General features: G+C 45.8%; 12 protein-coding genes and 1 pseudogene. All 13 read right to left on the bottom strand.

The window, feature by feature from the left end:
- Window positions 1-11: 11 nt before the first annotated feature.
- The gene (locus AB4375_RS09320) at window positions 12-878 is read right to left on the bottom strand and encodes a LytR/AlgR family response regulator transcription factor (RefSeq protein WP_372051420.1); all 867 of its coding nucleotides are present in this window, start codon (window positions 876-878) and stop codon (window positions 12-14) included.
- Window positions 879-950: 72 nt separating this feature from the next.
- Window positions 951-1,985 (bottom strand): sensor histidine kinase, encoded by a 1,035-nt coding sequence (locus AB4375_RS09315; protein ID WP_017070198.1) that lies wholly within the window; start codon window positions 1,983-1,985, stop codon window positions 951-953.
- Window positions 1,985-3,277: a hypothetical protein gene (locus AB4375_RS09310; RefSeq protein ID WP_372051418.1), complete on the bottom strand. Its 1,293-nt coding sequence runs from the start codon at window positions 3,275-3,277 to the stop codon at window positions 1,985-1,987. The genes AB4375_RS09315 and AB4375_RS09310 overlap by 1 nt, the downstream gene beginning before the upstream one ends.
- Window positions 3,278-3,286: 9 nt before the next feature.
- On the bottom strand, window positions 3,287-4,081 hold the full coding sequence (locus tag AB4375_RS09305) for an outer membrane lipoprotein-sorting protein (protein ID WP_372051417.1): 795 nt from the start codon (window positions 4,079-4,081) through the stop codon (window positions 3,287-3,289).
- Window positions 4,074-5,372: an ABC transporter permease gene (locus AB4375_RS09300; protein WP_372051416.1), complete on the bottom strand. Its 1,299-nt coding sequence runs from the start codon at window positions 5,370-5,372 to the stop codon at window positions 4,074-4,076. Before AB4375_RS09300 ends, AB4375_RS09305 begins: the two co-directional genes overlap by 8 nt.
- Window positions 5,360-6,058, bottom strand: coding sequence for an ABC transporter ATP-binding protein (locus AB4375_RS09295; protein ID WP_010432353.1), 699 nt, complete (start codon window positions 6,056-6,058; stop codon window positions 5,360-5,362). The genes AB4375_RS09300 and AB4375_RS09295 overlap by 13 nt, the downstream gene beginning before the upstream one ends.
- A 47-nt stretch (window positions 6,059-6,105) precedes the next feature.
- The gene (locus AB4375_RS09290) at window positions 6,106-6,786 is read right to left on the bottom strand and encodes a hypothetical protein (protein WP_372051415.1); all 681 of its coding nucleotides are present in this window, start codon (window positions 6,784-6,786) and stop codon (window positions 6,106-6,108) included.
- Window positions 6,787-7,246: 460 nt separating this feature from the next.
- Window positions 7,247-8,122, bottom strand: a complete 876-nt coding sequence (locus AB4375_RS09285; RefSeq protein WP_017070192.1) for an NAD(P)-dependent oxidoreductase — start codon at window positions 8,120-8,122, stop codon at window positions 7,247-7,249.
- Window positions 8,123-8,134: 12 nt separating this feature from the next.
- Window positions 8,135-8,299, bottom strand: a pseudogene (locus AB4375_RS09280) (LysR family transcriptional regulator); the annotation flags it as partial.
- A 187-nt stretch (window positions 8,300-8,486) separates the two neighbouring features.
- Complete coding sequence (locus AB4375_RS09275) at window positions 8,487-9,203, bottom strand: YebC/PmpR family DNA-binding transcriptional regulator (protein WP_010432326.1); 717 nt, start codon at window positions 9,201-9,203, stop codon at window positions 8,487-8,489.
- Between the two features lie 96 nt (window positions 9,204-9,299).
- Window positions 9,300-9,509 (bottom strand): DUF3283 family protein, encoded by a 210-nt coding sequence (locus AB4375_RS09270; protein ID WP_010432323.1) that lies wholly within the window; start codon window positions 9,507-9,509, stop codon window positions 9,300-9,302.
- A 217-nt stretch (window positions 9,510-9,726) separates the two neighbouring features.
- On the bottom strand, window positions 9,727-10,233 hold the full coding sequence (locus AB4375_RS09265) for a hypothetical protein (RefSeq protein WP_017066729.1): 507 nt from the start codon (window positions 10,231-10,233) through the stop codon (window positions 9,727-9,729).
- A 135-nt stretch (window positions 10,234-10,368) separates the two neighbouring features.
- Complete coding sequence (locus AB4375_RS09260) at window positions 10,369-11,469, bottom strand: Fic family protein (RefSeq protein WP_372051414.1); 1,101 nt, start codon at window positions 11,467-11,469, stop codon at window positions 10,369-10,371.
- Window positions 11,470-11,512 lie beyond the last annotated feature (43 nt).

Below are 11,512 nucleotides of genomic sequence, written 5' to 3'. Positions count from 1 at the left end.
CAGCTTGTTCGCTACATACCCTTAAAGAGCGATTGCGAAGCACGGCTGATCGGTAACTTCTCACCCGACACATAAGCAGACATCTGGCCTGAGAGCCCTTTTTTCACCTTATCAATGGCTGACACTTTCACCACCACCGAGCGGTGGATCTGCCAAAACTCATCAGGATTGAGCTGGGCAATCAACTCTTTTAGCGACACGCGAAGAATATACTCCTCTAGCGAACTGCCTTGGCCTTTTTTGAATATAGACACGTACTTGTCTTCCGCTTTGAAGTAAGCCACATCATCGACTGCGATTAAGTGAATGTCTTCTCCGACACTGGCTTTGAGCCACGTTAGATGTTTCTTCTGCTGTTGATAAAGGGGCTGCGATAGATAAGGAGGCTGCGTTTGTTGGGAAGACGATTGTGATAGCTGTTGAAGCTGAGCCATTAACGCCGTGATATCAGGTTGTTCAAGGGGATTACCTGTTTGCGTTTGGCTGCTCGACAAACGCGCTTGCACCTTCTGACATGTGGCCAGTAAGCGCTCTTCATTGATTGGCTTAAGTAGGTAATCCATCGCATTATGTTCAAAAGCTTTGACTGCGTATTCGTCATAAGCCGTAATGAACACAATCAATGGCGGTGAATCAAGCTTGTTCAATTGTTTCGCGAGCGAGATACCATCCAGCTCTGGCATACGGATATCGAGAAAAGCCACATCGGGCTTAAGCTGCTGAATACTTTGCATCGCCTCCAAACCGTTTTGTGCCTTGCTGACGATCTCCAGCTCCGGCCAAACCTCAGCCAAGCTCTTGTCTAAGTAATGCCTTAACAGTGCTTCATCGTCTGCGATAATCGCCGTTACGCTCGGCTGTACTGCTGGGTTGTTCATGGTTAGTCCTTTAAATTCACACTGTAAATCGTCTATTTTCCGTCACTGTTCTGTGCTTTCTGGTCTGTAATTCTAAGCGGCTGCGTCAGTTAGTGGTAACAAGATCGTCGAGACTACCCCGCCTTCAGCATGTTCAGTAATCGTTAAGCTCGCCTTATCGCCATACAGGGTTTCGATTCTTTGACGGATATTGCTTAACCCAACACCATGCCCCGTATTCGCAGAGGGCATTTTCAACCCAGCACCACTGTCTGACACTTCAATTTTCAACTGCTCGGCTTGTTGAGTAATACGAATATTCACTTGGCCACCCACCGCTTTGGGTTCGATACCGTGCGTGAGTGCATTCTCGACCAAAGGTTGAATCAAGAACGGCGGAATCACCTGCAAATCGCTAATCTCGTGTGTTTCAATCGAGAACGCTAAGCGCTCACCCAAACGTATCTTTTGGATATTAAGATAAGCGTCTAACAAGTCGACCTCTTGTGCGATGGTCGATTGCTCGGTGCGGCTGTTTTTAAGAGTCACACGCAACAAGTCAGTCAATTTTTCGAGCATCAACTTGGCTTTCGCGCTGTCACTCTCAATCAATACATTGATGGTCGCCAGCGTGTTGAACAAGAAGTGCGGTTCAATTTGACTTTGCAGTTGCTTAAGCTGACTCAGCACCACCACCTTCTCTTGATCGGACTGACGACGCTTGGCCACTTCCAATTCGTTATCAGCGCGTAGTTGTTGCTCTCGTGTATAGAAGTAGTAATAACAAACCGAACAGAAGATCACACCGAGCAAGACTACGGATTTAAGGTCAGAAATATTGGCTCCGAAATATCCGTTCAACCAATAGTGCGCGTTCAAGGTACCAAAGGTCATCGCGAACACCATTGAGATACCCACTTCAAGCGTTCTGGATGTTCTCTTGAACAACTTGACCAAGATGAAAGAGGAACCCACGGCGCTGTAACCAAAGCCAAAGCTTATCGCGAGATTGACCACAAGGTCTCCGCCCCAAATCGTTTGAGTGGTGATGGCAATGACGAAACAAAACAGAGTGGTCAGCGTAAAGCTTTTGATCCATGAAGCCTGACTGTTTGGAGAAGTGTTCATTAAAATCGTCCTTTGATATTTAAAAGAATCATATGACTATCGGGTAAGTTGGCGTAAGCCGAATCACTTTTACCACCTAGAAAGCGTGCAGCAAGTTCCAAATCCAACGATGAATTGCCATTATCTAAAGCCTGATAGTTGAGCCACTGGGTTGCAATAAAACCGCCATCTTGTGGAGACAACATTACATCAAACGTTGGCGTGATATCTTCAAGCCAGCCATGTGTCGAATCCAGAGACCAGTGAAACATGATGTTGTGCTGAACCAAATTGGCGTGTTGGTACCCTTGAGCGTAAGAACTAGCCAGTGATGCTGTCATCGGATTAACTGACAAAGACTCGGCACTTTCTATTGCGCTTTGCCACTCAGAATGACTCCACGCTCGGCTATCAAACCAGTATTCCAACACCACATTGTGGCCAGTGTCATTGGCCCATGTTAATCCTGCTAACGCTTGATAAGCCTCGCCCTGCTCTTCAAGATAAACCGGTTTAAGCATTGAATCCGGCTGACTGTAGCCAAGGCTTTGTCGCTGATAAACCACCGAGCCATGAAACTCCCACGCGAGGTTTAATACCGAAACCAAACTAGCCCCGAGCAAGCCGTGGCGTACATCATCGTAATAAGCGACCCATTGATATTCGTGATCGCCCACTAAGTTATAACGACGTATCCCAAGCCCTTGTTGCTGATTCTGCTTTTCGAATTCATTTACATCTTGGGAAGTCCATGACGAATCACTGTAAAGCAATGTCCACTCGCCCGTCATATCGAACAGTGACGCCGAAGCGACTCCCGCCCCTTCTTCAGCCACAATACCCACAGGATTTTGGCGATAAGGTTTGATGATGTCTAAAGGCCGATAGCCATAACCCACCCCCCAATCCAAACGAACCTTACCAAGCGTCACATCAAGATAGTGGTCACCGATTACTGAATTCGACATCTCAACACCACCTTGCCAAAACAACTCACGCACAATGAATTCAGACTCAAAGCTCGCGTCTTGTTGTTGAGGGTTGTTGCTTAGAATATCGTTGGCTTTCACGGCAAACAGGCCAAGCCAATTGCCATAGCCAACCTCTAGATCCAGCAAACCATTGAGTGACTGACGATTATCTGATGCTAAAGGACTGAATGGCGATTCTCGCGATTCAACCGACTCAGCGCTCAGTTGCCAATCCCAGGCCAAGCTCAGATCGTCTGCTTGAATCGTGTTACTCACACAAGACAAAGCAAGCAAAGTAGTGATTGAAGACTTTATGTGGAATCGGCGATTGGGCGCTTTCATGACGTCCACCTACAGACCAGAAACACTGTTACGCGATAAATAAGCAGGGTTGTAATATTTGTCTTCCAAGCTTTGTTCAATCACTTCGCGGTACTCAATCACGGTTTTCTTGCTTGGTTGAATCTTATCGAGCAAGGTCATCGACACCACTGTGGGTAAACCATCACGCACGCCCTCAGTAAACCAAGCTTGTTTTGCCAGCTTTCCTGAACGCAGATACAGATCCGCTTTAACTGGAAACGCTCGGTCTGCCGTTAACCACAGGTCAATCGATTGATAGCTGGCACCCTTAGTTTTCGCCGCGAGCTTTAGGTGATGGGTATCGAGCTGTTCACCATTGGGCATCTCAACCTGCTGATCGGCAACCCACTCGCCTTGGTAATCTTCGCTCCAAGTCAGCGTCGAGATATCGCCAACCGACGCTTCACCTAATAGCTTTTGCATTGGTGTGATACGAATTGGGCGGCGCGATTTCGGCATCAGTAACCAATAATTATCTTCAATCATCAGCATCTTTTGACCTGCCTCAACAGCTGATTTAAAGACGATTAATGACTCTCGATTTGGCCTTGTGTAGACATTGTATTCTCGCGTTTTATCCAATTGCTCGTCTTGATATAGCGCCACCAAAGACACTACCTTAGACGCCTGTTCGCTGTTCAAGCGATAGCTATCCGCTTTGGCAATCATCTCAGTGACTTGTTGTGAATCGACAGCCCAGCTTGGTGTCGATGCTAGAACCAGAGCCAAAACAGAGCCCAACGCGAAAGCCAAGATATTGAATGAACGAGTTAATTTACACATAAACGAGTGCCTCCGTGATTGGCTTATTCACGCCTTTGCGAGCAGAGAAATAAGCAGCCAGCAAACATATCGTCAGCACACCTAAAGTGGCGTAACCAACCAGTTCCAATGAGAAGTAAATGTTGAGTGGATAACCTTCGGTTCGACCCGGAGGTGGTGGCATTTGTATATCAACCACCAGCAATAACACCGACACTAAGCCACTCACTAGCGCGCCAATCATGCTACCAATCACCGCCAGTAGTCCCGCCTCTTTTAAGAAACCCGCCACGATTTCAGAAGGGTAACTGCCGAGTGCTGACAAGGTGCCAATTTCACGAGTGCGTTCGGTCACCGACATGGTCATGGTGTTAAACAACGACACAAACACTACCAACGCCATCACTGCACCCATGATGCCGAAGATCCGGTCGTAAAGATCTTTAACCTTGGTATAGAAAAACGCGCGATCTTGCCATGGAGTGATCTCGATCTCTGATCCTTGTTCGCTTTGGCTAGCGCTATTTCGATCTAAAGCAGTTTGGATACGTTGTTGAACGGTCGAGGTCTTGCTTGTTTCAAATAGGAACACCGATAAGGTACTGACTTTGTCTGAAGCCAAAAGCTCTTGAGCGGTGGTGATATGAACGTAAAGCTGACGCTTATCCAGCTCTGGCACGCCTGTCGAGTAGATGCCCTGCACCTTAAAATCAAAAGCGTTCAAAGCACCGTCACTGGTGGTCGCGAGCAGTGTTACCCAGTCGCCAACTACAACTTTGAGGTTACGAGCCAAGTCAGTTCCCAGCATCACTTGTGGTTCTTGGCTGTCGTATCTGGGAGATTTCACATCCGACAGGGTTTGCCCGCTGCGCACATCAAGGAAAGGGCCTTTCATGTCGAACTCACGCTCATTGACACCCGTTCCCATAAAGATGGTCGACTTACTGCCGTTAGACACCAAACCACTGAAATAGACTCGCGGCTGCACACCACGCACGTCACTATCACCGATAATGCTCTTGGTTAGCGTTTGTACGTTATCCAGACCATTGCTCAGCGGCATGTCTTCATCTTGTTCAAAATAACCTGGCGTACTCAAAGTAAGGTGGCCAGTATCACGCGCAGTCGATTCTCTCAGTGACTCATAGGTGTAAAGCCCATAACCACCAGCACTGGTCAGTGCAAATACCGCAATGGCGATGATCAACACCGACAACAAACTACGTCGACCATTTCTTAATAGATTAAGCCACGCCAAACGCACCGAAGTTGGAAGTAAAAACGTGCTCATTCTTTGTGTTAACTTGCCCATGAGATCGTCTCCGTTGCTGTGGCTTGTGGAGCCAATTGTCCGTCGATAAGTTCAATCACTCGGTCACAACGCTGCGCCATTCTTGGGTCGTGCGTTGCGACGATAAAAGTCGTACTCATTTCGTGACCAAGCTCTTTCATAATGTCGATCACAAGGTTCGCAGTGTGGCTATCTAAGCTCGCGGTCGGCTCATCGGCAATCACTAAGCTTGGGTTGTGGATCAGTGCTCTGGCAATCGCGACACGTTGTTGCTGACCTCCAGACAAGTTGTCTGGACGATGATTAACGTAATCCCCTAGCCCAACACGCTCTAACATGTCTTGCGCTCTGCTCTGCTGTTCTTGCTTTGAGCATTGGTTCAACATCAATGGGTAAGCGACATTCTCAAGCGCAGTCATTACAGGAACCAGATTGAATCGCTGAAACACAAAACCCAGCGACTGACGACGAAAACGTGCAGCGGCGATTTGCTCTGTCGGATACGGTTGGCCATCAATATTAATCTGCCCTCGATAATCCATATCCAATAAACCAAGAATATTCAAAAGTGTGCTTTTTCCTGAACCCGACGGCCCACATAGCGCCACCATTTCACCGCGTTGGATCTGACCATCAACGCCCTTGAGTGCATCTACGCTTTGACCACCAGTCACATACGCTTTGCCGATACTGTTAAATTCGATCATTTCATTGTCCTCTGAAGACCAGCTCGTTAATGAGATTTAGTAAACCGTTATTTAGCATTTGCAATGAGCGCCTTCGCAGTCATAGTTTCGATATTGCCAGCATCAGCAGTTTCCATTTTTTCAAGCCACACTTGTGCTTGTTTGAAGTCTTCAGCACGAAGCGATGCGGTAATGGCGTAACGGTAAATCCACGATGTCACAGCGAAATGCTGTTGCTGGAAAGCATCTTCAGCCAATAGCGAGAGGAACAGGTCATAACCACGATCGAAATGATTAAACATGTCTGGCAGAGAGGTGTAAGTAACGGCGGCCATTGCGCGAGTTAGGTAAGAATCTGGCAGCCCTTGAACACGGGGTTGTTCATGAATTGGTTGGTCTTCGTCTTTCAGCAGCACCAGTGATTTATCAATGGTTGATAAGCCTCTCTCCACATACTTCATCTTGTTCCAAGGTAAGAACGCATCACGCCCCATCAGGGTTTCTGTGCTTCCTAAATAAACTAAAGTCAGTGGCGTAGCGCCGTCTTGTTGCAGCGTGTCATTAAGGCGTTCATAAGCCACCTCAACCAAGTCTTCATTGCCTTGCGCCGCTTGGTTGTAGATATCGAGCACGTCTGAACTCGGGTTCGCTAAAGCTAACGACGGTGCAAACGAAACAAGAGCAATCAGCAATGAACGCTTAAGCACAGAAGTTGTAGAGCCTGAATTAAATGAGTGTGAAGTAGTCATGATTTCTAATCCCTTTCAAATGTTGACGTTGAAAGGTTAACTAGAATTTGTCGTGCAGTTTTACCAATGCGACGAATGGTAATTATAAGGAGTGAATGGTTGAGAGGCGGTGTGAGTGGGGTCTCAACCTTATAGGAACTAGACGAACACTATTCGCATAATTAGCCATAGTTACCTCCCCCTCTAACTCCCCCTCAATCTGGGTTCATCAATATCTCTAGATCTTTAGCAGAGGGGGAGAACTTTCTTTAGCACTGAACATATATCGACACTTTTAACGATCGATGTTCTATTCCTCCCCTCTCCACGATCAGCAAGGGATCTACATATGAATCAAGGGGAGGCTAGGAGGGGATTTATTTTGGATTAACGCATTCGGCAGAGCTCAAACCCAAAAAATAGCCGCTAATCCGCGGCTATTTTTAGTTATCTAAACGAAGTTCCTATTACTTCGATCTTTCTACTTCTTTGTCTCTTCAACCACGGCTTTCATCAATACTGATGTATCCATGCGGCCTTGTCCTTCGGCAGACAGTGCCTTGTAGGCGTTGTTGGTCTTTTCAGTCAGTGGAAGCTGGATGCCTTGGCGCTCAGCTTCATCTAGACAGAAACCTAAGTCTTTGATCATCCAATCAATTGCAAAGCCAAAATCGAACTTGTCTTGTGCCATTGTGGTAGCACGGTTTTCCATCTGCCATGAGCCAGCAGCGCCGTTTTTAAGGCAATCAACCAGAGTTGGGATATCCAAACCTGATTTTTCAGCAAGCACTAAGCCTTCAGATAAGCCATTCAACACTCCTGCAATGCAGATCTGGTTAACCATTTTCGCGCGTTGGCCTTGGCCGACTTTACCCATAAGAACTGACGACTTACCGTAAGCTTCGAACACAGGTTGAAGGTCGTTGAAAAGCGCTTGTTCGCCACCACACATGATGGTTAGCACGCCATTTTCTGCGCCCGCTTGGCCACCAGATACAGGTGCATCCATAAAGCGAATACCGGCTTGCTTCGCTGCCACTTCAAGCTCTTCAGACAGAACTGCAGACGTTGTAGTGTGATCGACAAGAATCGCGTTTGGCTTCATCGCTGCCAATGCGCCTGTTTCGCTGGTTGTCATGCTGCGTACGTCGTCATCGTTGCCCACACAAACCAATACCACGTCAGCTTCCGCTACACATTCAGCCACAGATTCTGCCGCTTTACCTTGGTGTTTATCAGCCCAGTCTAGCGCTTTACTGTGAGTGCGGTTAAATACCGTTACTTCAAAACCAGCTTTGACTAGATGGCCTGCCATTGGGAAACCCATAACGCCTAGCCCGATAAAACTTACTTTCATTTCTTTCTCCTTTTATTTGACCAAACCATCACTATGAAAAGATCGAACACTCTCAATCAATGCATCAATAAGCAGGGTCAAAGCCTTTGGCTGATATTTTCTTTCTTTGTACACTAAATACGCTTGGCGATCACCCCGATGATACTCAGGGAGTACTTAAATCAGATTCATGTCGGGATAAGACGAACAATATAATGAAGTTCAGCGATAAATCGCGACCAGAGAACGCTTTGTCAGCCGTACATTATGGAACGATGATCAAGGAAAATCAGGTATAACGTTCATAAAAAAACCGAGCACTAGGCTCGGTTTTTTGTATTCTACATTTACTCACAAGAGCAAAGCTATCAATTATAGATTGATATTACAGCTCAGCGTTGTGGTAAACCTGCTGAACGTCATCACAGTCGTCAAGCATGTCTAAGAACTTCTGGAATTTCTCAGAATCTTCTTCAGCTACTGGCGTAGTTGTTTGAGGAACGAAAGTGATTTCCTCAACGTCTAGCGTTAGCTCTGGGAACGCAGTGTTTAGTGCAGTCTTCGTTTTGAAGAACTCAGTCGTTGGAGCGAATACAGTGATTACACCGTCTTCTAGCTCAACGTCAGTCACGTCTACGTCTTCCATCATAAGCGTTTCTAGGATGATCTCGTCATCTTCGCCTTTGAACTGGAATACAGCTTGGTGAGCGAACATGTGAGAAACAGTACCTTCAACACCGATTTTCGCGCCAGTCTTAACGAAACATTGGCGAACGTCTTGGAAAGTACGGTTGCCGTTGTCAGTTAGACAGTCAACGATTACGCTTGTGCCACCTGGGCCAAAACCTTCGTAGCGAGCTGGTTGGAAGTCTTCACCGCCGCCGCCGTTCGCTTTATCGATCGCTTTTTCGATAACGTGTGCTGGTACTTGGTCTTTCTTCGCTTTAGCAATCAGGTGCTTAAGAGGTAGGTTCATGTCTGGGTCAGAGCTGCCGTTCTTAGCCAGTACGTAAATCTCTTTACCGTATTTAGAATAAACTTTAATTTTTGCGCCTGCAGTTTTCGCCATTGAGGCCTTGCGCACTTCAAAACTTCTTCCCATCGGGATCTTCTCTCTGATTCAATTAACGGTGCAAATTCTAGCAAATTACTGTGTCATTTCAATTCTACAGCATTGCTGGGCAAGGTTTGTCTGCGTTTATGCGACACCCATTACCCGTTTGTATTTTTCTACAGACTGTTCAAACCAAGCCTTTTCTTCTGGGTCACCTAGCTTCATTGCTTCTTCAACAATGGCTTCAGGGCCACATTTCGCTTGCTTCAGTTTCCATACAAGAAACGATGCTTGCTTATCCAGTTCGATTTTATTTTTCTCGCTGGGTGGAAGGAGTGAAAGGTTGATAGACATTGCTAGCCTTCGTCTGTAATACACTTGGCCGAGAAATATATCATAGAGCAGCCTCATAAAACCAATACTATGAGTAACAGAAAGGGTTTATGAGACCCGAAACCAAGCAAGTCACTGATGCAGGTCAAGCTAGTTTGGGAAAGTGCGTTTGGTGAAGAGCAACTAAAAAGTGAAAAGCAGAGTTTTGAAAGTTAGCTTACTAAACAACAAAAAGGCGTTAAGGATCGATCGATAATGATTGATAGAATAAAATTGGACCCTTAGATATCTTCTGATTTAGTTCAATAGCTCTTTTTATATCTAACCGCTTTCCATAAGCTAGCACTTCTCTTGTAGCCTCAACATACCCTTCTAATAACTCTAACGATGCTTCCATTCCGAGAATATGGAGATTCATTCTAGCCTTACGCAAAGTTAGATTACTATTGAATGAATTTAGGTAAGCTGTTTTCAAAGAGCCGTCATCGACTTGATCTCTTAGATAATTCGCTAATGTAGTCGTATAAATCGCCATTAAATGCTCAAATTCTGCTACATCATTTGCAGTTTTCATTAACAGATCATTCCGCAGCTTTTGAGCGTCTTTCTTTTCGTCATTGTCGTTATTCAACTTTGTTAAAAGATAAGTTGATGCTGCACCAACTAAACCACCACATAATGTCCCTAATACAGGAAACCCAGACTTAACTATATCGTTATATAATTGTATTTCTTCATTTGTCATTGTATTTGCACATTTTAATAGTAGTAGAAAGAAGGAGCGAGATTTAACCTATAAGTTGGCTCGTTTAACAACCTTCTGTGGCTAAAGAACTGCCAACATTCTCAGCACCTTTAAGTATATAAATTGAAGTGAACCCTACTCAGGCAACAGATAGCGCGTGCTTCTACCACCAGAACCAGATTTAACTAAGCAGCCATGCTCAATCAAAGCGCTCAAATGACGTGTTGCTGTAGCACTACTCACATTCGCTACTTTTTTATATTGACTAGCATTGATACCTTCTGAAAAATCTCCATCGAGCATCCTATTCAGCACTTTAACTTGCTCTACAGTAAGCTTGGTTTGGTCGATGCTGCGCCAATAGTTGGTCTTATATACAGTTTGGTCGACCTCAGCGAAAACCCCTGTAAACGTCTCGTCTAACGTATCTAAGAACCACATCAACCATTCGCTAATATCGAGTCCCCCTTTCTGGGTTCGCTCCAATATCTCGTAGTAATGCTTGCGGTTAGCGAGAATTCCCACCGACATCGCATAGAAGCGTACCGACTGCTGCTCGGCCTGTGCTAACGCCAAGTCGGTCAACAATCGAGTAATACGACCATTACCATCATCTAACGGGTGTAAGGTGATAAACCAAAGGTGAGTGATTGCGGCTCGCAATAGAGGATCGAGTGTGGCGTCGGTAAGTGAATCATTAAACCATTTGATAAATGTATCTAGCTCAGCATCAAGAATGTCTCGGCTAGGCGCTTCAAAGTGCACGGTTGGGCGGTCAATTCTTCCTGATACCACTTGCATCGGAGCGTCACCTCGTAGCTGACCTCCAACTACAGGGTTAAACATGGTGTAGCCTTGAGGAAACAGTCTATCGTGCCAATGTAAGATCCTATCAAGCGCTAGTGGCTCTGTTAGGTTCTGCACCGCATCCAACATAATTTCAGCTAGGCCATCGGTTTGTTCTGTCGTTGGAAAAGGTCGATCTTCACTGACACCGAGTTTATTGGCTAAAGAAGACCGGACCGAGAAAGCATTAAGCTTTTCTCCCTCAATCGCACTGGAATGGACTATGTTCGCTAATAAGGTGTCGAGCATGGTTTGGGATTGATCTGCCGACTGTGAGGTAATCTTGCCCAATAGAATGCCCTGATTAAGCCGTACTTCTCTTAACCTCACGCCTATTTTCTGATTATCCCAAACAAAGTTTGGCCAATTATCTTGCTGCCAAATCCACATATTACACCCCATGATGCGAAAGTATCACTTATTCAACTCATAC

It is taken from the genome of Vibrio sp. 10N.261.51.C6, from assembly GCF_041471785.1.
Lineage (GTDB): Bacteria > Pseudomonadota > Gammaproteobacteria > Enterobacterales > Vibrionaceae > Vibrio > Vibrio crassostreae_C.
Note: the sequence above shows the minus strand (reverse complement) of the source record. Positions and strands in the feature narration are given on the sequence as shown.